The organism is Streptomyces sp. NPDC015171, from assembly GCF_043079545.1.
Taxonomy (GTDB): Bacteria; Actinomycetota; Actinomycetes; order Streptomycetales; family Streptomycetaceae; genus Streptomyces.
The window spans coordinates 51,467-73,409 of sequence record NZ_JBIBUO010000028.1; the positions used below are offsets into that span (position 1 = coordinate 51,467).

The 21,943-nt window shown below is 73.3% G+C and carries 19 protein-coding genes; 17 read left to right on the plus strand and 2 right to left on the minus strand.

What is annotated here, in order from left to right:
- Positions 1–59: 59 nt before the first annotated feature.
- The 10 genes from ACF073_RS39145 (at position 60) to ACF073_RS39190 (ending at position 11,978) form a co-directional block, all read left to right on the plus strand.
- Complete coding sequence (locus ACF073_RS39145) at positions 60–1,118, plus strand: beta-ketoacyl-ACP synthase III (protein WP_392076288.1); 1,059 nt, start codon at positions 60–62, stop codon at positions 1,116–1,118.
- A complete protein-coding gene (locus tag ACF073_RS39150) occupies positions 1,115–1,354 on the plus strand; it encodes an acyl carrier protein (protein WP_392076289.1) in 240 nt (79 codons plus the stop codon). The genes ACF073_RS39145 and ACF073_RS39150 overlap by 4 nt, the downstream gene beginning before the upstream one ends.
- Positions 1,355–1,390: 36 nt before the next feature.
- Positions 1,391–2,281 carry a TauD/TfdA dioxygenase family protein gene (locus ACF073_RS39155; protein WP_392076290.1) on the plus strand — a complete coding sequence of 297 codons (891 nt, stop codon included), beginning with the start codon at positions 1,391–1,393 and terminating at the stop codon, positions 2,279–2,281.
- Positions 2,278–2,805: an FcoT family thioesterase gene (locus ACF073_RS39160; RefSeq protein WP_392076291.1), complete on the plus strand. Its 528-nt coding sequence runs from the start codon at positions 2,278–2,280 to the stop codon at positions 2,803–2,805. The genes ACF073_RS39155 and ACF073_RS39160 overlap by 4 nt, the downstream gene beginning before the upstream one ends.
- An 18-nt stretch (positions 2,806–2,823) precedes the next feature.
- Positions 2,824–4,356 carry a long-chain-fatty-acid--CoA ligase gene (locus ACF073_RS39165; protein WP_392076292.1) on the plus strand — a complete coding sequence of 511 codons (1,533 nt, stop codon included), beginning with the start codon at positions 2,824–2,826 and terminating at the stop codon, positions 4,354–4,356.
- Between the two features lie 87 nt (positions 4,357–4,443).
- A complete protein-coding gene (locus ACF073_RS39170; protein ID WP_392076293.1) occupies positions 4,444–4,701 on the plus strand; it encodes a phosphopantetheine-binding protein in 258 nt (85 codons plus the stop codon).
- A complete protein-coding gene (locus ACF073_RS39175) occupies positions 4,688–8,968 on the plus strand; it encodes an amino acid adenylation domain-containing protein (protein ID WP_392076294.1) in 4,281 nt (1,426 codons plus the stop codon). Before ACF073_RS39170 ends, ACF073_RS39175 begins: the two co-directional genes overlap by 14 nt.
- A gap of 83 nt (positions 8,969–9,051) precedes the next feature.
- Positions 9,052–10,092 carry an ABC transporter substrate-binding protein gene (locus ACF073_RS39180; protein WP_392076295.1) on the plus strand — a complete coding sequence of 347 codons (1,041 nt, stop codon included), beginning with the start codon at positions 9,052–9,054 and terminating at the stop codon, positions 10,090–10,092.
- Between the two features lie 65 nt (positions 10,093–10,157).
- Positions 10,158–11,120, plus strand: a complete 963-nt coding sequence (locus tag ACF073_RS39185; protein ID WP_392076296.1) for a FecCD family ABC transporter permease — start codon at positions 10,158–10,160, stop codon at positions 11,118–11,120.
- A gap of 3 nt (positions 11,121–11,123) precedes the next feature.
- Positions 11,124–11,978 (plus strand): ABC transporter ATP-binding protein, encoded by an 855-nt coding sequence (locus ACF073_RS39190; RefSeq protein ID WP_392076297.1) that lies wholly within the window; start codon positions 11,124–11,126, stop codon positions 11,976–11,978.
- Positions 11,979–12,266: 288 nt separating this feature from the next.
- On the opposite strand, the gene ACF073_RS39195 is transcribed toward ACF073_RS39190, so the two are convergent.
- Positions 12,267–14,528, minus strand: a complete 2,262-nt coding sequence (locus ACF073_RS39195; protein WP_392076298.1) for a helix-turn-helix domain-containing protein — start codon at positions 14,526–14,528, stop codon at positions 12,267–12,269.
- Positions 14,529–14,672: 144 nt separating this feature from the next.
- The gene (locus tag ACF073_RS39200; protein WP_392076300.1) at positions 14,673–15,929 is read right to left on the minus strand and encodes a flavin-dependent oxidoreductase; all 1,257 of its coding nucleotides are present in this window, start codon (positions 15,927–15,929) and stop codon (positions 14,673–14,675) included.
- Between the two features lie 239 nt (positions 15,930–16,168).
- Between ACF073_RS39200 and ACF073_RS39205 the strand changes: the two genes are divergently transcribed.
- The 7 genes from ACF073_RS39205 to ACF073_RS39235 all read left to right on the plus strand — a co-directional run bounded on the left by ACF073_RS39205 (position 16,169) and on the right by ACF073_RS39235 (position 21,404).
- Positions 16,169–17,113 (plus strand): LysR family transcriptional regulator, encoded by a 945-nt coding sequence (locus ACF073_RS39205; protein WP_392076301.1) that lies wholly within the window; start codon positions 16,169–16,171, stop codon positions 17,111–17,113.
- A 402-nt stretch (positions 17,114–17,515) separates the two neighbouring features.
- Positions 17,516–17,854, plus strand: a complete 339-nt coding sequence (locus ACF073_RS39210) for a hypothetical protein (protein WP_392076302.1) — start codon at positions 17,516–17,518, stop codon at positions 17,852–17,854.
- Positions 17,855–17,864: 10 nt separating this feature from the next.
- Positions 17,865–19,448 (plus strand): peptidoglycan-binding protein, encoded by a 1,584-nt coding sequence (locus tag ACF073_RS39215; protein ID WP_392076303.1) that lies wholly within the window; start codon positions 17,865–17,867, stop codon positions 19,446–19,448.
- Entirely contained in the window at positions 19,420–19,971 is a 552-nt protein-coding gene (locus ACF073_RS39220) for a protease inhibitor I42 family protein (protein WP_392076304.1), read from the plus strand. Before ACF073_RS39215 ends, ACF073_RS39220 begins: the two co-directional genes overlap by 29 nt.
- Before the next feature lie 52 nt (positions 19,972–20,023).
- Positions 20,024–20,437 carry a hypothetical protein gene (locus ACF073_RS39225; RefSeq protein ID WP_392076305.1) on the plus strand — a complete coding sequence of 138 codons (414 nt, stop codon included), beginning with the start codon at positions 20,024–20,026 and terminating at the stop codon, positions 20,435–20,437.
- Positions 20,438–20,607: 170 nt separating this feature from the next.
- Positions 20,608–21,027 carry an aspartate 1-decarboxylase gene (panD, locus tag ACF073_RS39230; protein ID WP_392076306.1) on the plus strand — a complete coding sequence of 140 codons (420 nt, stop codon included), beginning with the start codon at positions 20,608–20,610 and terminating at the stop codon, positions 21,025–21,027.
- 32 nt (positions 21,028–21,059) lie between these two features.
- Positions 21,060–21,404, plus strand: a complete 345-nt coding sequence (locus ACF073_RS39235; protein ID WP_392076307.1) for a GNAT family N-acetyltransferase — start codon at positions 21,060–21,062, stop codon at positions 21,402–21,404.
- Positions 21,405–21,943: the final 539 nt, after the last annotated feature.

The following is a 21,943-nucleotide window of genomic DNA, read 5'->3' on the forward strand; positions in this document are numbered from 1 at the left end:
CACTTCCCGTCCCGTCCCTTCCGGGTGCCCCCGGAACCTGCCTCACCTGGAGAACAGCCGTGCCCGACAACGCTCCCGGCCCGCCGGCCGCCGTGCTCTGCGGCCTGGCCGGATGGGTGCCGCCCCGCGTGGTCACCAACGACGAGCTGGCCGAGCGGCTCGACACCGACGACGCCTGGATCCGCACCCGCACCGGAATCCGCAGCCGCCATGTCATCGAGCCCGGCCAGGCGACCTCGGACCTGGCCGTGGCGGCCGGACGCCGTGCCCTGCGCCACGCCGGGGCAGGCTCCGTCGACGCGGTGATCGTCACCACGACCACACCGGACCGCCCCTGCCCCGCCACCGCGCCCGCCGTGGCCGCGCGGCTGGGCCTGGCCGGGACCGCGGCCTTCGACGTCGGAGCGGTGTGCACGGGCTTCGTGTACGGCCTCGCCACCGCGGCCGGCCTGATCACGTCGGGCGTCGCCGAACGGGTCCTGCTCATCGGCGCGGACACCTACTCCACGATCGTGGACCCCCTGGACCGCGCCAACGCGATCATCTTCGGTGACGGCGCGGGAGCCGTGGTCCTGCGCGCCGGACGGGCCGGCGACCCCGGCGCGGTCGGCCACTTCGCCCTCGGCAGCGACGGCGCGCACGAGGACCTGATCACGGTCACCGCCGGCGGCTCACGTCAGCGCTCGGCCGGCGGCGAAGCACCGCTGCGCGACCGGCACTTCGCGATGCGCGGCAACGAGGTCTACCGGCACGCGGTCACCCGTATGGCCGAGTCCGCGCGCGCCTCCCTGGCCATGGCGGGCCGGCAGACCGACGAGGTCGACCACTTCGTGCCCCACCAGGCCAACCTGCGCATCCTGCACTCGGTCGCCGACGACCTCGGACTGCCCAGGGACCGCTGCGTCGCCAACCTCGGCTCCGTCGGCAACACCGGTGCCGCCTCCATCCCGCTCGCCCTGGCCGACGCGGTCGCCCGCCAGCGGCTCCGCCCCGGCGACCGGCTCCTGCTCACCGCCTTCGGCGGCGGCCTCACCTGGGGCTCCTGCCTGCTGACCTGGCCCGAACTGCCTCCCGTACCCGCCGACCCGCACGACCGAGGAGACGAGACCGCCTCATGAGCACCACCACCTACGACCAGTTGACCGCGATCCTCGCGAAGGTGCACGACGCCCCGGCCGACCGCCTCACCCCCGAGGCCACCTACGCCGAACTGGACGTCGACTCGCTCACGATGGTCGAGATCAGCATCCGCATCGAGCGTGACCTCGGCGTCCCGGTGCACGACAGCGAACTGCCGCCCACCCTCACCCTCGGCGGCACCGCGGCACTGATCGACGCCAAGAAGTCCCGCTGACCTCCCACGGCCGACCCGCCCCGAAGGAAGACACCCATGAAGATCACCGACCAGCCCGGCTCGGTCCTCGGCGTTACCGTCGAGGGCTTCGACCACGCCACCGCCTCCGAAGCGGACATCGAGACGCTCAAGCGGGCCGTCTACGCCATGAAGATCGCCGTCCTGAAGGGGCAGAGCCTGTCCCCGCGGCAGTTCCTCGACCTCGGCAGGCGTCTCGGACGGCCCGAGACCTACTACGAGCCGATGTACCACCACCCCGAGATCAAGGAGGTCTTCGTCTCCTCCAACGTCCCGGAGAACGGCCGGCAGATAGGCGTGCCCAAGACGGGCAAGTTCTGGCACGCCGACTACCAGTTCATGCCCGATCCCTTCGGCATCACGCTGATCTACCCCCAGGTCATCCCCCGGGAGAACCGCGGTACCTACTTCATCGACATGGGCCGGGCCCACGAGCGGCTCCCCCAGGACCTGAAGAAGGAGATCGCCGGCACGCACTGCCGTCACTCGGTCCGCAAGTACTTCAAGATCCGCCCGCACGACGTCTACCGCCCCCTCTCCGAGATCATCGAGGAGGTCGAGCGCAAGACCCCGGCCGTCCGGCAGCCCACCACCTTCGTCCACCCCCTCACCGGCGAAACGATCCTGTACATCAGCGAGGGATTCACCGTCGGCATCGAGGACGCGGACGGCGAGCCGCTCGACGAGGACCTGCTCAAGCGCCTCTTCGAGGCCACCGGCCAGCTCGACGACACCTTCGAGCACGACAACATCCACCTGCAGGGCTTCGAGCAGGGCGACCTGCTGATCTGGGACAACCGCAGCCTCATCCACCGCGCCCGGCACACGGCCGCCCCCGAGCCGACCGTGTCCTACCGGGTGACCGTGCACGACGAGCGCAAGCTGCACGACGGGATCCGCGTGCCGTGACCGCACCCGCCGCCGACCGCTCGTACGCCACCGACGCCGGCCTGCTCGCGCGCGTCCTGGTGCCGTACAAGGAGCACTGCAAGTACCTGAAGTCCGCCGAGGTCCTCGCCGGCCCCGAACACACCTCGGTCCGCTGCGCGTTCGCGATCGCGGAGTCCTGCTACATCGACGACACCGGCCACCTGAACTCGGTCGAGGCCAACATCGCCTACAACCAGATGATGTACTACCTGGTCGCCAAGTCCGTGCGGGAGGGGCTCCTCCCCGCCCTCCGGGACTGGACCCTGGACGACTTCTGGCACCACCAGCTCCCGGACATCCTCCTCACCCGTTTCGCGGGCACCTTCCGGCGTCCCGTCGACCCCCGCTCCTTCTCGGGGGAGCTGGCCTTCCGGTCCGTCACCCGGCGTGAGCCGGCCGGCGGCAAGCCGTTCCTGCACGCCGAGACCGCCTACCGCTACTGGGACGCCGACGGCGGCCGGTGCGACGGCGAGGCGACCCTCGCGTTCGTCAACGTCAGCTGAGCCATCGAAGGGACCGCCATGGAGACGCTCGTCCAGACCACCCGCTTCCACGCCGAGCGCCGGCCCGACACCCCGGCCGTGCTCTGCGAGGGCCGCAGCCTGACGTACGGCGAACTGCACCGCGAGAGCAACCGCGTCGCCCACGCGATCCGGGCCGCCGGACTCACCGAGGGCGACCGGGTGGCGTACCTGGGCAAGGAGTCCGAGCACTACTACGAGATCCTCTTCGGCTGCGCCAAGAGCGGCACCGTGCTGGTGCCCGTCAACTGGCGGCTCACCGCACCCGAGGTGAGCCACATCCTCCAGGACTCCGGCACCCGGCTCCTCTTCCTGGAGGACGAGTTCGCGCCCGTCGTCGCGCGGATGCCGACGGCGCCGCCCCAGACGGTCGTACCCCTCGGCCCGGACTTCGGGCGCTGGAAGGCCGGGCACCCGGATTCCGGGACGACGACGGACGCCACCGCCGACACCCCCGTCGCCCAGCTCTACACCAGCGGCACCACCGGCCTCCCCAAGGGCGTCGTGCTGGCGCACCGCAGCTTCTTCGCCATCCGGGAGGCACTGGCGAGCGAGGGGCTCGACTGGATCGACTGGCGGGAGGGCGACATCGCCCTCGTCGGCATCCCCGGCTTCCACATCGGCGGCCTGTGGTGGGCCACCCAGAACCTCAACGCGGGGACGACGATCGTGGCGATGCGCGCCTTCGCCGCCCGCCGGGCCGTCGAGCTGATCCGCGACCTCGGCGTCACCACCGCCTGCGTGGTCCCCGCCATGCTCCGCATGATGCTCGCCGAACCGGGGGTCGGCGCCCAGGACTTCACCACACTCCGCAAGACCGTCTACGGGGGCTCGCCGATCTCCGAGAGCCTGCTGGAGGAGAGCATCGCCGTACTGGACTGCGAGTTCGCGCAGATCTACGGGCTCACCGAGACGGGCAACACCGCGGTGTGCCTCCCCCCGGGCGACCATCTCCCCGGCGGCCCGCGCATGCAGGCCGCGGGCCGCCCGTACCCGGGTGTCCGCGCCAAGGTGATCGACGACGAGGGCCGGGAACTGCCGTCGGGCGAGATCGGCGAGGTGTGTCTGCACACCCCGGCGCGGATGGCGGAGTACTGGGGACTGCCCGACAGGACCGCCGAGACCCTGGTCGACGGCTGGATCCACACCGGCGACGCCGGGTACATCGACCAGGACGGCTACCTCTTCGTCCGGGACCGGATCAAGGACGCCGTTCTCGTCGCCGGCGAGAACGTCTACCCGGCCGAGATCGAGAACGTCCTGGAGAGCCATCCGGGCGTGGCCGAGGCGGTGATCGTCGGAGCCCCCGACGAGCGCTGGGGCGAACGGGTCCACGCGTTCGTCGTCCCTGTCGCCGGGGCCGAACCGACCCCGCGGGACCTGCACACCTTCCTGGTCCCGCGGCTCGCCGCCTTCAAACTGCCCTCGGCCTACGAGTTCCTCGGCCATGTGCCGCGCAACCCCAGCGGCAAGATCCTCCGCCGCGAACTGCGCGACCGCTTCTGGGGCGACTCTGCCCGCAAGGTCAACTGACGCCTCCGGGAACGCGGTCGAGCACCGTCGTGAAGAGCACCGTCGTGACCGGCACCGCCATCAAGTCCATCGTCGTAGAGAGAACCCATGCCTGAACCCCTCACCCAGGAGAGCTTCCGCGCCGACCTCGCGGAATTCCTGTACCTGCGGCCCGACGAAGTCGACCTGGAGGAGGCCCCGTTGGACGCGGGCCTCGACTCCCTGCGCATCGTCACCCTGATCGAACGGTGGCGGGCCGCCGGCGCGGACGTCGGCTTCGTGGACCTCGCCGAGCGCACCTCCTTCGCCCAGTGGTGGCAGCTGCTGGCCGAACGGCAGGGAGGTACGGCGCATGCCGACACCTGAACCCGTGCCCCGCCACCCGCTGCTGGCCGCCCAGGAAGGCATCTGGACCGGCCAGCAGCTCGACCCGGACAGCCCCGCCTACAACACGGCCGAGTACGTCCGGATAGCCGGCCCGGTGGACGCCGCCGTCTTCGGCACCGCGCTGCGCCACGTCGTCGCCGAGACCGAGGCCCTCAACGTCACCTACGTCACGGACGGCGAAGGCCGCCCCTGGGAGACCGAAACCCCGGCCTCCGACTGGCGGTTGCACACGGCCGACCTCTCCGCCGAACCGGACCCGCACGCCGCCGCGCTCGCCTGGATGGCCGCGGACATGGCCCGTCCGGCGGACCTCACCCGCGGCCCCGTGTTCGGCCACGCCCTGCTGAAGACGGCGAACGACCGGTATCTCTGGTACCACCGCGTCCACCACATCGCCCTCGACGGCTTCGGCCTCTCCCTGGTGGCCCGCCGGGTGGCCCAGGTCTACACGGCCCTCATGGCGGGCGAACCCGTCCCCGCCTGCGGCTTCGGCACCCTGGAGTCCGTACGCGCCGAGGAAGCTGCCTACCGGGAGTCCGCCCGGTACGCCGAGGACCGCGCCTACTGGACCGAGCGGTACGCCGACCGCCCCGCGGTGGCCACTGCGGCCGGCCGCTCGGCGCTGCCCGCCCGCACCTTCCACCGCCGTGTCACGGACCTCGACGCCGCCCGGGCCGAGACCCTGCGCACGGTCGCCCGTGAGCTGTCGGTGACCTGGTCCGAGGTGCTGCTCGCCGCGACCGCGGCCCACCTGCACCGGCTCACCGGGGCGCCGGAGATCGTCCTCAGCCTGCCGGCCATGGGCCGCCTCGGCTCCGTGTCGCTGCGCGTACCGGCCATGGTGCGCAACATCCTGCCCCTGCGCGTCGCCGTCTTCGCCGACGACAGCCTGCGCGACCTAGCCGCCCGCGTCTCCCGCGAACTCCGCGCCGGTCTGCCGCACCAGCGCTACCGCTACGAGCAACTGCGCCGCGACCTGAGGCTGGTGGGCGGCCGGCGCAGACTCTCCGGGCCCGGCGTCAACATCATGCCCTTCGCGTACGACCTGCGCTTCGCCGGACACCGCAGCACCGTCCACAACGTCTCCGCCGGCCCCGTCGACGACCTGGCCGTCAACGTGTACGACCGCTCCGACGGCACCGGGCTGCGGATCGCGGTGGACGCCAACCCGGACCTGTACACGGAAGAGGAAACCGCCGCGTTCCAGGAGGGGTTGCTCGCCCTGCTCGACGAGGCGTCGGCGGGCCCCGACCGGCCGCTGCTTCCGGCCGCCGTACCCGTCCTGGACGGCGGCCCGCTGCGCGCCCCCGCCCGCCCGGTGGTGAGCCTCATCGCCGAGCAAGCCGCACGGCGGGGCGGAGCCGTCGCCGTGGAGCACGCCGGGGACAGCGTCACCTACGCCCGCCTCTTCGGCGCCGCGCGCGACCTCGCCGGCCGGCTGGCCGCCCGCGGCATCGGCCGGGGCGACCTGGTGGGCGTGGCGCTGCCCCGGGGGATCGACGCCGTCACCGCCGTCCTCGGTGTACTGCTGTCGGGCGCGGCGTACTGCCCCCTCGACCCCGCCGCCCCCGCCGACCGGACGGCGCGGCTGCTGAGCACCGCCGCGCCCGCCCTCGTCCTCACGACCTCAGCCCGGGCGGGTGCCCACCCGTCCTCGCCCGTCCTCGCCGTCGACGCCGTGGGCGCCGTCGACCGGTCCGACGCGCCCCCGGGCCCGCCCCCGCCACCGCCGTCGGCCCACGACCCCGCCTACGTCATCCACACCTCGGGCTCCACCGGCCGGCCCAAGGGCGTCGAGATCGGCCACGGCGCCCTGGCGCACTTCGTGGCGGGGGCCACCCAGCGCTACGGGATACGCCGCGAGGACCGGGTCCTGCAGTTCGCGCCGCCGCACTTCGACGCCAGCGTGGAGGAGCTGTTCCTCACCCTGTGCGCGGGTGCCACCCTCGTGATCCGCACCGACGAGATGACGCAGTCGGTCCCGCGGTTCCTGACCGACTGCGCACGCCTGCGGGTCAGCGTGCTGGACCTGCCCACCGCCTACTGGCACGAACTGGCCTACACGCTCTCGACGGGCGCGGCCGTCCTGCCCGAAGGGGTGCGGTCCGTCGTCATCGGCGGCGAGGCCGCGCTCCCCGAACGCGTCGAGCGCTGGCGCAAGGCCGTCGGCACGTCGGTCGCGCTGTTCAACACCTACGGCCCGACCGAGGCGACCGTGGTCGCCACCGTCGCCGAGCTGCACGATCCGGCGCTCGCCCCCGGTGACGTACCGATCGGGCTGCCGCTGCCCGGCACCCGGGCCGCCGTCGTCGGCGGGGAGCTGTACCTCCTGGGCGACAACCTGGCCCTCGGCTACCGAGGGGCCGGCGCGTGCGACGACGCCCGCTTCGCGCCCCTCGCCGCGCTTCCCGGCGGCCCCCGCGCCTACCGCACGGGCGATCTGGCGGAGATCGGCGCGGACGGCCAACTGCGGTTCCGGGGCCGGGCGGACGACGAGTTCAAGATCAGCGGCCATCGTGTGCATCCCGCCGAGGTGGAGAGCGCCCTGCTGACCCACCCCCGCATACGGGAGGCCGCGGTCGTCGGGCAGATCCTGCCGGACGGCACCCGATGCCTCGCCGCCCATCTGGTCGCGGACCCGCCGGTTCCGTCCGCCGCCGAGGTGCGGGAGCACCTGCGGACGACGCTGCCGGCGGCGCTGATCCCCGCCGCGGTCGCGGTCCACGACCGTCTGCCCCGCACGGGATCGGGCAAGATCGACCGGCAGGCGCTGAACCGGCCCGCCGCGCCGTCGGGTCCCGCGGCGGGCAGCCCGCTGGAGCGGACGATCACCGGGGTCTGGCAGCGGCTCCTTGGCGCGGAGCGGATCAGCCGCGACGACGACGTCTTCGACCTGGGCGCCCAGTCCCTGCAAGCCATCCAGGCCGCCAACCGGCTCGGCGTCGAGCTGGGCCGCGACATCCGGGTCGCCTGGCTGTTCCAGCACCCCACGGCCGCCGCGCTCGCCCGCTTCCTCGACGACCGGGCGCCCGCCGCCGCCGGCCTCCCGACGGCCCTGCTCGCCGACACCGTCCTCGACCCGGGCATCCGCCCCGGCCCCGGCGCCGGCCGCGAACCGGCCGATCCCCGGCGCGTCCTGCTGACCGGTGCCACGGGCTTCGTGGGCGTCCACCTGCTGGCGGAACTCCTGTCCGCCACGGAGGCCCAGATCGTCTGCGCCGTCCGCGCACGCACCGCCGACGAGGCCCTGAACCGCGTCGAACGAGCCCTGGAACAGCACGAGTTGACGCTCCCGGACGCGGTGCAAAAGCGCATCACCGCCGTCCCCTGCGACCTCGCCCGCCCCGCCCTCGGACTGGCACCGGACACCCTCGCCGAACTCGCCGGCACCTGCGACGCGATCTTCCACAACGCGGCGGCGGTCAGCATCATGCGGGAGTACGGCACCCTGCGCGCCGCCAACACCGAGTCCACCCGGCACCTGCTGGGCCTGGCCGCGCCACGGGCCGTCCCCCTCCACTACGTCTCCACGCTGTCCGTGGCCCCGCCCGCGAGCCGCAGCCCGGAGGTGCCGGAGGCGTTCCTGCCGCCGCACGCCGCTCTGCGGTCCGGCTACCAGCAGTCGAAGTGGGCCTCCGAACGGCTCCTCGAACAGGCCGCCGAGCGCGGCCTGCCGGTCACCGTGCACCGCCTGGGGCGCGTGGTCGGACCGGTCGGCACCGGATACGTCAACGCCCGCGACTTCCTGTGGAGCGTGCTGCGGGCCGGCATCCCGGCAGGGATCGTCCCGGAGCTGTTCGAGGACGAGATCTGGACGCCGGTGGACCACATCGCCGCGGCCCTGGTCCATCTCAGCCTCAAGGGCGCCGCCGGCCCCGTCTTCCACCACGCGGCCGCACCGCGGCTACGGCTGAGCGACCTCTACGACTGGGTCGAGGAGTACGGCTACCGCGTGCGACGGCTGCCGCTGCCCCGGTGGCGCGACGCGCTGCCCCGGTCCGCCGATGCCGCCGCGACCACGCTGGCCTTCTTCGACGCGCACGAGACGGCCGGGGGCGACGCCCCCGATCTGCGCCTCGGGCACGTCCACGCCGGCAACCTGCGCAACGGGCTGCGCGGCAGCGGCATCACCTGCCCGCCGGTCGGCCGGGACCTGGTGTTCCGGTACCTCGACCGGTGCGTGGCCACGGGAGAACTGCCCGCACCGGGCCGCGCGGTACCCCGTCCGGTCCCGCCCGCCGAGTAGCGCGGACGCGCCGGGAACTCACGGCCGCACCGCCACGACTACTGCTACGAGACACCACCGAGCCCCGCACGCAAGGAGCCAGCATGTCCCTCAAAAGGCCGGTCGCCACAGCACTGGCCGCGGCCCTCTGCCTGGTCACGACGGCGTGCGCCGGCTCCCCGGCGGACAAGAGGGCGAGCGGTGAGCGGACCGGTGCCGCCGGATCGAGGGCCGGATACCCGGTGACCATCGACAACTGCGGCCGGACCGAGACGTTCACGAAGGCCCCCGGCCGGGTGGTCGTCATGAACGGCGCCTCGGTCGCCGAGGTCTCCACGCTCCTCGCCCTCGGTCTCGGCGACAGGATCGTCGCCAACGAGCAGTCCTACGGCATGAGCGAGGTGCCGGGCCGGGCCGAGGCCGTCAAGGCCCTGCCCACCGGCGACATCAAACTCAACGACGCCTACGACATCCCCCGCGAGGCGATGCTCGGCCTGCGCCCGGATCTGGTGCTGTCCACCACCTCGTACGGCTTCGACGAGAAGAACGGCTTCGCCACCCGCGACCAGTTGGAGCAGGTCGCCGCCCGCACCTACGTCTCCCCGCAGGGCTGCAAGCAGGACACCTCGAAGATGACCGTCGCCGACAGCTACACGCTGCTGCGCGACATGGGGAAGATCTTCCACGTCTCCGACCGCGCGGAGAAGCTGATCGCCGCCTCCCGGAAGCGCATCGACGAGGTGTCCGCCAAGGTCAAGGGCAAGAAGGCGCCCAAGGTGATGGTGCTCTTCTCCAACATGTCCATGGGCGGCAACGTCTTCAGCTCCGTCGTGGCCCAGGGCATCTACAACGACATCCTCGCCAAGGCCGGCGGCACGAACGCCTTCGCCTCGGCCTCCAGGACCTCCTTCGCCGACCTGAGCAAGGAGAAGGTGGCCGCCACCGACGTCGACGCGCTCGTCGTCATCGGCTACAACGACCCCGACCCGGCGGCCTACGCCAGGAAACTGCTGAAGGAGTTCCCCCAGTGGCCGGCCGCCGAGAAGAACACGTACGTGGTCCTGTCCGACTCGATGTACCTGGGCCCCAGCAACGACCTGGCCGTCGAGAAGATCGCGAAGGCGCTGCACCCGGACGCCTTCTGAGCCGGCCGGACCGGCTGCGGGTCACCCTGGCCTTCACCCTCCTGCCCGTCGCGCTGGCCGCCGCCATGACCGTGGCGATCAGCATCGGCGCGGTCACCCTCCCGCTCGGCGACGTATGGGGCATCGTGTGGCACCACGTCACCGGCCGGGGCGCCGCGGGCGACCCGGCGGCCGACCAGATCGTCTGGAACTTCCGCACACCCCGGGTGGTGCTGGCGGCCCTGGTCGGCGCCGGCCTGGCCGTGTCGGGTGCGGTACTCCAGACCGTGGTGTCCAACCCGCTCGCCGACCCCGTCGTCCTCGGCTTCTCCTACGGTGCCACGCTCGGCGCGGTCCTGGTCATCACCCTGGGCTCGGGCGCGGCCCTCGCCGGACTCGGGGTCTCGGCCGCGGCCTTCCTCGGCGCGGTGGCGGCGGGCGCGCTGGTCTTCGCCCTCGGCCGACGCCGCGGCCGGATGGCCCCGACCCGGCTGGTCCTCGCCGGGGTCGCCGTCGGCTACGTCTTCCTGTCGGCGACGAGCTACGTGCAGTTGCAGGCGACACCGACCGAGCTGCGGACGGTGATGTTCTGGATGCTGGGGAGCGTGGCCGGCGCCCGGTGGGACCAACTGCCGGCGGTCACCGTGGTGGTGCTGGCCGGCACCGCCCTCCTCACCCTGTTCGGCCGGCGCCTCAACGTCCTGCTGGCCGGGGACGACTCCGCCACCGCGCTCGGTGTCGACGTCAACCGCCTGCGCGCGCTGCTCCTGGTGCTCAGCGCGCTGCTGACCGGAACCGTCATCGCCGTCGCCGGCAGCATCGGGTTCGTCGGCCTCATGATCCCGCACCTGGTCCGGCTCACCCTCGGCGCCGACCACCGCCGGCTCCTGCCGCTGACCGCCCTGCTGGGCGCGCTCTACCTGGTCCTCGTCGACCTGCTCTCGCGCACCCTCGACCGCCCCAACGAACTCCCGCTGGGCATCCTCACCGCTCTGCTGGGCGCCCCCTTCTTCCTGTGGCTGCTGCGCCGCAACAAGGGCCTGGACTGAAGCATGAAACTCACCGTCGACCGGCTCCGCGTCGCCCTGGACCGCACTCCGATCCTGCACGGGGTGAGCCTGCAGGCCCGCGAGGGCGACATCGTCGGCCTCGTCGGCCCCAACGGAAGCGGCAAGTCCACACTGCTGCGCGCGGTCTACCGCTCGCTGCGCCCGGCCGAGGGCGTGGTCCGGGTCGGTGACGACGACGTATGGGCCTTGTCCGCGCGCACCGCGGCCCGCCGCACCGCCGCCGTCCTCCAGGACGCCACCGGCGACACCACGGGCCTGACCGTCACCGAGATCGTCGCCCTCGGCCGCGCACCCCACCACGGGCTGCTGGGACGCGACGGCGCCGAGGACCACCGGGCCGTGGCCGAGGCCGTCGACCGCTGCGGTGTACGGCCCTACGCGGACCGCGACTTCGCCTCGCTGTCCGGCGGCGAGCGCCAACGCGTGCTGCTGGCACGGGCGTTGGCGCAGGACCCCCGGCTGCTCGTGCTCGACGAGCTGACCAACCACCTGGACACCCGCGCCCGGTTCGAGCTGCTGGACCTGATCCGGGCCACCGGTGTCACCACGCTGGCGGTCCTGCACGACCTGGACCTGGCCGCCCGCCTCTGCGACCACCTGGTGGTCCTGCACGAGGGAGCGGTGGTGACGGCGGGACCGGTCCTGGACGTGCTGACCCCGCGGCTCCTGGCCGAGGTCTTCGGCGTGCGCGCGCACGCCGGACGCCACGCCGACGGCGTCATCCGCATCACGTACGCGGCGCAGCCGCTCGCCCCCCGACCCGGTGCGGAGGCAGGCGTGCCGGGCGACGAGGAGGGTGCGGAGGACGACCGGGCCGTGCGGACGCCGGACCGCTGACCCCCGGTCCCTGGGGCGCGTAGCCTCACGGGCCGCAGGATGTCCCGCCGGGCAGCACGGCTCGGTCGTCCGGGGCGGCGAACGCCGCCACCACCGGCCGGTGTCCGCGGACGTCCCAGGTCGCGCCCGGATGCCCGACGGGCCGCCTGGACGCCCGTCGGGCCGCCCGGACGCCCGTCGGGCCGCCCGGATCGCCCCGTCGGGCCGCGGCGCTCCTGCCCTGTCGGGCCGCGGCGCTCCTGTTGGGCCGCGAACGCGGGAAGCCCGGCGATCGCCGGTGCCCGCGCGTCAGGAAGCGGCACCCGTCCGGGTCCGGCAGCGGCCGGCCGCCCCGGTGTCACCGATCGACTCGAACATCTGGGCCGCCCGCACGTAGGCGCGGCGGCTCTCGCCGGCGCGGCCGTCCTCGGCCAGCAGGGCGGCCAGTGCCTCCAGAGCCGTGGCATGCCGGTAGTCGGACACCCGGAGCCCGTCCAGCAGGTCCGTCGCCTCGCCGAGCGTGACGATCGCCTCCGCGCGGCGGCCGAGGTGCCCCAGGCACTGGCCGACACGGATCAGCGCGAAGGGCCGGCTGTGCGCCACGACGCTCGCTGTCATCCCCGTGCCCTCGTCCATCAGCGCGAGCAGGGCGAGGTACTGCTCCAGGGCCTCTTCATGGCGCCCGCCGTCACGAAGGCAGTTGGCGACGCTGGCGAGGCTCTGGACGTAGCTGTCCATGTCGTCCAGCCCCTTGAAGATCTCCGCTGCCCGGAGCGACATCACGATCGCCTCGTCGAGCTGTCCGAGCACATGCAGCGCCGCCCCCGTGTACTCGTGCGACCAGGCCGTCTGCGCCATGTCACCGGCCCTGGTGGCCAGCTCCAGGGCCTCGGCGGCATACCCCAGCATGGCCTTCGGGTCACGCGGCGGCACCGAGTGCAGCCAGGCCAGATAGTTCAGCTGGGTCGCCTGCTGCGCCAGGTCGCCGAGGGCCGCCGCGGCCTGCGCGCCGAGCGTGAAGACCTCGTGCCAGTGCGGGCCGTGCACCCAGCGTTCGGAGTACCAGTGCATCGACTCGGCGCAGTCGAGGACGAGGGAGGGCCGGTCGCCGACCGAGGCCCGCATCGCGCCCAGCCAGTTGTCCACATGGCTCCGAAGCCAGCGGTCCGCCTCCTCGGCGGAGCTCTGGGCCGCCAGGTCGGGGTCGGGTCGGTCAGGACGGCCGTAGCCGGGTTCGAACCACCGCCCGGACATCGTCGCCATCCGCAGCAGCCACGACGTCACCCGCTCCGACAGCGCCCGCCGCCCGGCAGCCGTCTCCTCCTCCTGGAGCCGCTCGCGGGCGAACAGACGGACGAGGTCGTGGAAGCGGTAGCGGCCCTCGGCGCTGTCCTGCAGGAGGCCGAGGTCGACCAGCTCGTCGAGGGCGTCCCAGGCGTCCTCGATCGGCACCCCGCCGGCGACGGCCGTCACAGCGGCGTCGAAGTCCCGGCCGGGAAGCACGGCGAGGCTCCGGAACACCCGGCGTGCCGAGTCCGCGAGCTGCTCGTAGGACATGCCGAACGCATTGGCGATCTTGAGGTCGCCGGCCGTGAACTGTGCGAGCCGGCGTTCCTCGTCGGCCAGCCGGGCGGCGAGCTCGGCGGCGTCCCAACCGGGGCGGCTGAGCAGCCGGTTCCCGATGATCCGCAGCGCCAGCGGCAGCCCGCCGCACGACTCGGCCAGCCGGGTGAGCGTCGACTCCCCGTCGCGCGCGGAACGTTCGCCCAGGATCCCGGCCAGCAGTTCCCTGGACTCGGGCAAGGGCATGGGGCCCAGGGCGAGTCTGCGGACCCCCTCCAGACCTGCCAGCAGCCGCCGCGTGGTGATCAGCGCCCTGCTCGCGCCCCCTCCGGGCAGCAGCGGCCTTACCTGTTCCTCCGACGCGGCGTTGTCGAGGACGACCAGGACGCGCTTGTCCCGCAGCAGTGACCGGTACAGGGAGGCGCGCTCCTGGGGATCGCCCGGGACGTGCTGGTCGGCGACGCCGAGCGCGCGCAGCAGCAGCCCCAGCGCGTCCTGGGCGGCCAGCGGCCGCTGGGACATGCCGAACAGATCGAGGAACAGCACCCCGTCGGGAAAGCTCGGCCGCACGGCATGAGCGGCGCGGACGGCGAACGTGGTCTTCCCCAGGCCGGCGGAGCCGGTGACGAGGCCCACCACACCGACGCCGGGCGCGCTCTCGGCGTACACCAGCTCGCTCAGCCAGATCAGTTCCCCCGTGCGCCCGGTGAAGTCCTCGACCGAACGGGGCAGTTCGCACAGCCCGCTGCGCCGCGTCCAGTGGTCCCGCAGCCGGCCGTCGCGCGCCAGCTCGATCAGCCGTGTGCGACCGCTCCCGTCCAGCTTCAGCGCATCCGCCAGCGCGGTCACGGTCCGGACCTGGGGCCCCCTGCTCCGTCCGCGCTCCATGTCGGACAGGGTCCGGGCACTGACCCCCGAGATCTCGGCCAGCTGTTCCAACGTCAGCCGGGCCGCGCGGCGGTGACCACGCAGCACCTCCCCGAAACCCGGCCGGCCCGTCCCGTCCATGCAGACCCACTTCCGACAGCAGTGAAGGCACGGGCCGCAGTCCGTGCGCGGACAGAGACGGCGCCCGCCACGACGTGGTCGCCGTGGGTTGTCCCGCGCGGCGGGGTCCGCCGGGGCGCCGGCGGGGTACGACGACCGGTCGCGTCAGCGGGCCGGGTCCGCGGCGCGGCGCGGGACCGTCCAGGACGGGTGGGTGTTGACCTGGGCCGCGGTGGCCTGGGCGAGCGTCCTGTAGTCGGTCGCGATCTTCTCGGCCTGCCCGGCGGGCAGTGCCCCGCCGTGGTCCTCGGCCCGCGCGATGATCTCTTCCGGTCCCAGGTCCCGGTTGGCCAGCACGACCGCGTTGACGACCGGCCGGCGCATCCCGTCGTAGCGGCGGAGCGCGGCCACGGGGTCGTGCTCGCGGGCCAGGCACCAGGCAAGCACCCGCGTGTCGACGACGGACTGCGACCCGCCGTTCATGCCCATCGGGAACATCGGGTGTGCGGCGTCACCGAGCAGGGTGACGCGGCCGAAGCTCCAGCGCGGCAGGGGATCGCGGTCGAGCATCGGGTACTCGAGGACCGCCGAGGAGCGTGCGGCGAGTGTGCCGAGGTCGATCCACGGCAGGTCCCAGGACGACAGCCCGGCGCGGGCCTCCGCCACCGTGACGCGACGGCCCGTTTCGTCCGGGGGCGGGGCGGGCGTCCCGTGCCGTACCTCCAGCACCCAGTTCACCAGGGCCTCGCCGCCCGCGGCCGGGGCGTCCTCGATCGGGTAGGCGACGAACTTCGCGCCGGGGGTGCCACCGGCCACCACGATCGAACGGCCGTCGAGGAAGCGGGGATGGCGGGCGACCCCCCGCCACATGTGGACGCCGTTCCACTTCGGGGGGCTCTCGTCCGGGTACAGCCGGGCGCGGACCGCGGAGTCGATGCCGTCGGCGCCGACCAGCACGTCGGCGTCGTCGACCGCGGGCAGGCCGCTCGACCGGTCGTCGAAGTGGGCGCGGACACCGCTCGCCGTCTGCTCGAAACGCCGGAACGACAGGCCGGTACGGACCGAGTCCGGCCCCAGGCGTTCGCGCACCGCCGAGAGCAGCAGCATCTGCAGACGGCCGCGGTGCACGGAGTACTGCGGCCAGTGGTATCCGGCCGCGCGTCCCAGCGGCTCCTCCCAGAGCTTCTCGCCGGTCCGGTCGTGGTAGCTCAGCCGGTGCGGCGGCAGCGCGACGGAGGCCAGACCGGCCTCCAGCCCGAGCTCGGAGAGCTCCCGGACGGCGTGCGGCAACAGGTTGATCCCCACGCCGACCGCCTCGATCGTCCGCGCGGCCTCGTAGACCCGTGGCTCGAAGCCGGCGGCGTGCAGGCTCAGGGCACAGGTCAGCCCGGCGATGCCGCCGCCCACGACGGTCACTCTCACCGGTCTCGTCGTCCTCGTCGGTCTCATGGGTCCGTCCTTGCCCTTCGCCGGGGCCGCAGGGCCGGCCGACAGTCCGTCACCAGCCTCGGCACACCGGCCGCGCACGTCCAATAGCCAGCGGTGATGGCATCGGTCACCCGCACTGATGGCTCCGGGGCCGTCGTGCCGGGCGCGGACCGGCTCGGCCGGTGGCGGCCACAACCCGCCTCACCTGCGGCGGAGTTGATAGTTTGGCGGTCATGGAGCTCCGTACACTTGAGTATTTCGTCGCGGTGGCGGAGGAGCGGTCCTTCACCAAGGCGGCGGTGCGCTGTCATGTGGTGCAGCCCGCGATCAGCCAGCAGATCCAGGCCCTGGAGAAGGAACTGGGCGAGCCCCTGTTCGAACGGCTGCCCCGGCAGGTGGTCCTCACCTCCGGCGGCGCCGCCCTGCTGCCGCACGCCCGCGCCTGTCTGGCGGCTGCCGCGTCGGCCGTGCTGGAGTTCGCCGACCGCTCCGGTCTGCTGGGCGGCTCGTTCGCGCTGGGGACCGTCGGCGGCCTGGAGGGCACCGTCATTCCCCGGCTGCTGGGGGAGTACCACCGGCGGTATCCCCAGGTCGCGGTGAGTCTCATCGGGGCGTCGAGCCCGTCCCTGCTGGCGAAGGTCCGCGACGGGGAGATCGACGCGGCCGTGGTCGCGGGCCCGCCGGACGGCGAGCCCGCCGTCGTCACGTCACGGGTGCTCCTGGAGGACCGGATCGTCGCGGTCCTCCCTGCCGGAGGCCGGCCGGCGAATCGTCCGATGACCTTCGACGAGGCGGTCCGCAGCCCGGTCATCAGCTACGGCCCCGACAGCGGAGTGCACGCGTTCATCCGTGCGGCCTTCGCCGCGAAGGGGCTCCGGCTGGACATCGCCTACGCGACGAACGACGTCGCCCTCCAGGTCGCGCTGGTCGCGGAGCGGATCGGTATCGCGCTGACCTCCCACGCGAGTCCGGTTCTCGCCGCCGACCCGCGTTTCGTCGTCGTACCCGTGGAGCCCGCCATCCGGTTGCGGAAGGTGTTCGTCTGGCGGCAGGGCACCCGGCCGAGCGCGCCGTTGCGGGCCTTCCTCGACCTGTGGACGGAGCTTTCCGGACGGGGCGAACTGTCCGAACCGGCGTCGCGCGACGAGGCCGGCACCGGGGCCGCCACCGGTGGATGACCTCCGGCGACGGCGAGGATGAGAAGGCGGTTCTGCCGTCGCGTTCGTCAAGGAGAGCGGCATGATCTTCCACGAGGGCCGCAGGCAGCCCGTCGAGCCCTGCTCCAGCGGACCGGCCGGCTCATCGGGCGGCACCCGTCGGTGCACGGACGACTGTGCGGCCAGGACCGCGGAGCCCGGCCGCCGACCGCGGTGCCTCGTACCGGCGCACCCTGGGGTCGCCGGGCCGCGGCGCTCGGACGTTCGTGCGTGCCCTGGGGGGCGGGTGATGTGGAGGAGGTGTGTACGGCGGCTGACGTGCGATTTTCGTATATGCGCTGCGTGTTAGCCTGCCCGCGGTCACGATCGAGCGCGTACGGGGGAGGCACGGTGGGCTCGGACGGCTACCAGGTCACATCAGGCATGACCGGGCAGGCACAGCAACTCGACGCCGCCGGCGCGGACATGGACGGCGTCGGCTCGGCCGTCAAGTCCCGCTCGACCTACTCGTACGGCGATGCCGGCGGCGACGACGCCGCGTCGGCGCTGAACGCGTTCGTCAAGGCCTGGGAGGCGGAGGCCAAGACACTGGCGTCGGCGTTGCACGAGCTAGGTACCAAGGTGCAGTTGGCCAAGAAGACCTACCACGGCACCGACGGCCTGGTGAAGACGCACGCGGACAGCGTCCACGTCGGAGGCGCGAGCAGCCTCACCGGCACATCGACGCGGGGCGGGCGCACCTCGGCCCTGTCCGGCTACTGAGGACGGGCCCGTGTCGCTCTTCGTCTCCCCCCTCGAATCCCCGTCCTTCCGCCTCGCCTGGCTCGCCGGGCTGTCCAAGAAGATGCTCGGCGCCGGAAGCAAGAACGAGCTGCTCGACCTGATCGACAACGCGCTCTCGGTACCCGGACCGGGCGGCGACCCGGGCGTGCTGGAGGGCCTGGCCATGCTCTACCGCGGCCAGCTCGACCAGGTCGGCAGCGTCTTCGACCAGGTCGACCGGGTGGGCCGCAAGGGCCTTCCGGAGGTGTGGGTCGGCGACACCAGCGTCCTCGCCTCCGATGTGGTGAACGCCGCCGGACGCTCCGTGACCCAGATGCGCGAGGCCTTCCAGGGCTGCGCGACGGTGCTGCTGACGCTGGCCGACGCGATCGGCGCCGCGCAGCGCAAGGACGAGCAGGGCCGCGGACAGCTGCTGGAGCAGAAGAAGACGCTCGGCGGCAAGGACGGCTTCTTCGACGACCTGCACGAGAACGACGAGGAGGAGTGGGACCGCAAGAACGCCGCCCACTTCGGCTCCTACGCGGTCGACCTGATGCACGCCGCCGTCTCCGACGCCCAGGAGGCCACCCGCGTCGCGGCCCGGGACCTGAACAAGTGGGCCGCCGAGGCACGGGCCGGGAAGATGGAGACCAGCGAACTCACCGCCGTCGACAAGCTGATGCTCGCCGACACCGGCGTCGCGGGCGCCGACACCGAGCTGAACGAGATCCTCACGGCCGGCGATCTGACGCGCGCCTCGGCGCGCATGGACCTGCTGGGTCTCGACGACGAGACGGCCATGGAGCGGATGCTGGCGAAGTCGGACAGCCCGCAGGAGCGGGCCTACCTGATGAAGGCCCTGGCCGCCGGCCACAGCGTCGCCGAGATCGGGACGTTCCAGAACAAGATCCACGGCAAGGACCCCGACTGGCTGCGCCGGCACCTCACTCCGGTGGTCACCGTGGCGGACAGCATGAAGGACGAGGGTCTGGCCCCGGACGGCTCGAACAACAACAAGGACTACGTCACGTTCGACGGCCAGCGGTGGATCCAGGGCGGCGACGGCTCCGAGGGCACCTGCGTGGCCTCGTCCACCGTCACGTCCCGCGCCATGGTCGACCCCCTCTACGCGCTCGGCCTCACCGGCGGCCCCGACGGGCAGCAGGACGACCCCGACGCCTTCAAGCAGCGCCTGGTGGCCGAACAGCACCGGCTGCACACCGAAGGCGACGGCGGCAAGAACTGGGGCGGCATGGGCCCCGAGGGGCAGGAACGGATCAACGACACCGCCGTCGGCGGTGCCACCGGCAGCGACTACGAGCGCCAGGACCTGAACAGCGCCGACGACCGCCGAGCGGTCCTCACCGACGTCGAGAAGTCGGTGGCGCAGGGACGGCCGGTGCCGGTCGACGTCAAGGGCAAGGAGGGCGCCCACGCGATGACCATCATCGCCCAGGAGGGTGACAAGCTCCAGGTGTACAACCCCTGGGGCTCCACCACCTGGGTCAGCGAGGACGACTTCATCAACGGCCACATGGGCAAGGCATCCACCAGTGATCTCCCCGATGCGTACAGCGTCTATCTTCCGCGGTAGCAGGGGCGGTGCCGCGATCGCGGCCGCCGCGCTCCTCGCTCTCGCCACGGGCTGCGGCTCGGGCACCGACGAACCGGCCGGCGGCTCCACGAGCACCGCGAGCCATCGAGCGGGCGGCACGAGCCGCACGACGAGCCACCCGGTGAAGGACACCAGCATCACCGCCGAGCCGGGCGAGCGCTTCACGCTCACCGTCGACCAGAACGCCTCCACCCGCGAATACTGGTACCTGGTCGACCCCGAGCCCGACAGCTCGGTGCTGGTCAGCCGCGGCCGGCACTACGCGCCGGACTCCGGCGGCGAACCGGCGGCCGGCGCCGGCGGCCGGCTCACCTTCACCTTCGAGGCCAAGGGCAAGGGGACCACCCGCTTCACGCTGCTGCACTGCACGTTCACCACCTGCCAGGGCAACACCTCCGCCCTGCCCCCCGCGACGACCGCCCCCTCCGTCACCCCGGCCACGGCATCGCCCGCCCCCTCCCAGTCACCCGAGCGCATCACCTACACCGTCACCGTCGGCTGAGCCGCGGCGGACCAAGTCAGCCGAGACGATACGAAACACCCGAGGTCCCGCCATGAACGACGACGCCCCGTACCCGCCGGACCGCACGGACGACGAGCTGGCCCGGCTCGACATCACCGTCCTGCTGCGCTACGGCCTCGGCGCCGAGCCCGGCCCCCGGCGCACCGCCCTGTTCGGCGACGGCGCCGCGGCCGCGGCCGTCGTCCTCGACCGCCTCGGCACCGAGCCCCGCTCGGTCGCCTTCCTCGCCGACACCGTGCGCGCCGGCGGACTCGCCCGCGCCGCGGAACTGCCCGAGCCCCTGCCCCGCCGGGAGGCGGCCGCCGTCGTACGGGAGTGGCTGCGGGCCGGCACCGACATCGCGGGCGGGATCGCCGCCGACGACACAGCGGCCACCTGGCTGCGCGCCGTCGCGACCATCATCGAACGGAAACAGCTGACCCGGGCGCGGGGCCGCAGTAGGTGATCCGAGGGCCGATCCGCGTGTCGGGGACTGGCACGGAGTCAGAATGCCGCAACGGGCCGGTGCGGGTTTTCGGGCAGCGGCTGACCGGCCACGCGAATCGATGTAGCCTCCCGAGGACCGCCCTTGACCTGCGCACGCAGGCAGGGAGCAGACAGACCGGGAGTTTCCTCATGCTGCGCACGATGTTCAAGTCCAAGATCCACCGCGCCACCGTCACCCAGGCCGACCTGCACTACGTGGGATCCGTGACGATCGACGCCGATCTGCTCGACGCCGCCGACCTGCTGCCCGGGGAACTGGTGCACATCGTCGACATCACCAACGGCGCCCGGCTGGAGACGTACGTCATCGAGGGGGAGCGCGGGTCCGGGGTCATCGGGATCAACGGGGCGGCGGCCCATCTCGTCCACCCCGGCGACCTGGTGATCATCATCAGTTACGCTCAGGTCACCGACGCGGAGGCACGCGCGCTGCGGCCCCGGGTCGTCCACGTCGACGCCGGCAACCGGATCGTGTCGCTCGGCGCCGACCCGTCGGAGCCGGTGCCCGGATCCGACCAGCGGCGCAGCCCGCAGGCCGTGCGGGCCTGACCGGCGGACCAGGACCAGGAGCGTGCGTGGCCATGAGTGAGACCGAGATCCGCGACGACCGTGCGGCGGGCCGCCTCGAAGCCGTCGCCGGCGGTGAAGTCGTCGGCCGCATCGAGTACTTCGTCCTGGAGTCGCCCGCGCGTGCTCTGGTCCCCGTCCACACGATCGTCGAGCCCGCCCACGAGGGCAAGGGCATCGCCGGCTCGCTCGCCCGCGAGCTGTACGCCCTCGCCGAGCGCGAGGGCGTCCCGGTCGCTCCGCTGTGCCCGTACGTCGTCGCATGGGCCGAGCGCCACCCCGAGCAGGCCCCGGCGGTCGATCCGCGGCTGCTGGAGGCCGCCAAGGACTGGCTGCGCGCGCACCCGGGACGGTTCTGATCCGCGTCCTCGCGGGCCGCGCGACGGGGTGAGTGGCGCGGCGGCGCCCGGGTACGCGGAGAAGTGGTCGAGCGGCGACGGCCCGCGACCGCCCGGAGGCACCCCATGACGCACCCGTACCCCGACCCCGCCACCCCGGGCCGGCCGCCGGCCCCGGGTCCCACCCCGCCGGATCCCTACCCCAGCCCGGTTCCGCCACCGGAACCGGGCCCTGAACCGGCCCCGCCTCCGCAACCGGGCCCGGTACCGGAGCCACCGCCTCCGCCCCCGGAGCCCTCACCCTCCCCGATCCCACCGGGCCCCGAGCCCGTACCGAACCCGGAACCGGGCCCGCCCCTCACCCGAGCCCCTAGCCCCTGAGGCCCTGAGCCCTGAGACACCGGCTGAGCGGACGGGACGGCGCGCGCCACCGGGCCCCCGGGGGGGGGGGGGGGGGGGGGGGGGGGGCGGGGGGGCGGGGGGGGGGGGGGGGCGCGGCGGGGGGGGCGCGGGGAGGCGCCGCCGCCCCGCCCCCCGCCGCGGGGCCGGACGGCCGCCTC

Bases quoted from the DNA above. Each gene is read 5' to 3' on its own strand.
- ACF073_RS39150 (WP_392076289.1), top strand. From the start codon at position 1,115: ATGAGCACCACCACCTACGACCAGTTGACCGCGATCCTCGCGAAGGTG.
- ACF073_RS39155 (WP_392076290.1), top strand. From the start codon at position 1,391: ATGAAGATCACCGACCAGCCCGGCTCGGTCCTCGGCGTTACCGTCGAG.
- ACF073_RS39165 (WP_392076292.1), top strand. From the start codon at position 2,824: ATGGAGACGCTCGTCCAGACCACCCGCTTCCACGCCGAGCGCCGGCCC.
- ACF073_RS39170 (WP_392076293.1), top strand. From the start codon at position 4,444: ATGCCTGAACCCCTCACCCAGGAGAGCTTCCGCGCCGACCTCGCGGAA.
- ACF073_RS39175 (WP_392076294.1), top strand. From the start codon at position 4,688: ATGCCGACACCTGAACCCGTGCCCCGCCACCCGCTGCTGGCCGCCCAG.
- ACF073_RS39180 (WP_392076295.1), top strand. From the start codon at position 9,052: ATGTCCCTCAAAAGGCCGGTCGCCACAGCACTGGCCGCGGCCCTCTGC.
- ACF073_RS39185 (WP_392076296.1), top strand. From the start codon at position 10,158: ATGACCGTGGCGATCAGCATCGGCGCGGTCACCCTCCCGCTCGGCGAC.
- ACF073_RS39190 (WP_392076297.1), top strand. From the start codon at position 11,124: ATGAAACTCACCGTCGACCGGCTCCGCGTCGCCCTGGACCGCACTCCG.
- ACF073_RS39195 (WP_392076298.1), bottom strand. From the start codon at position 14,528: ATGGACGGGACGGGCCGGCCGGGTTTCGGGGAGGTGCTGCGTGGTCAC.
- ACF073_RS39205 (WP_392076301.1), top strand. From the start codon at position 16,169: ATGGAGCTCCGTACACTTGAGTATTTCGTCGCGGTGGCGGAGGAGCGG.
- ACF073_RS39210 (WP_392076302.1), top strand. From the start codon at position 17,516: ATGACCGGGCAGGCACAGCAACTCGACGCCGCCGGCGCGGACATGGAC.
- ACF073_RS39220 (WP_392076304.1), top strand. From the start codon at position 19,420: ATGCGTACAGCGTCTATCTTCCGCGGTAGCAGGGGCGGTGCCGCGATC.
- ACF073_RS39225 (WP_392076305.1), top strand. From the start codon at position 20,024: ATGAACGACGACGCCCCGTACCCGCCGGACCGCACGGACGACGAGCTG.
- panD (WP_392076306.1), top strand. From the start codon at position 20,608: ATGCTGCGCACGATGTTCAAGTCCAAGATCCACCGCGCCACCGTCACC.
- ACF073_RS39235 (WP_392076307.1), top strand. From the start codon at position 21,060: ATGAGTGAGACCGAGATCCGCGACGACCGTGCGGCGGGCCGCCTCGAA.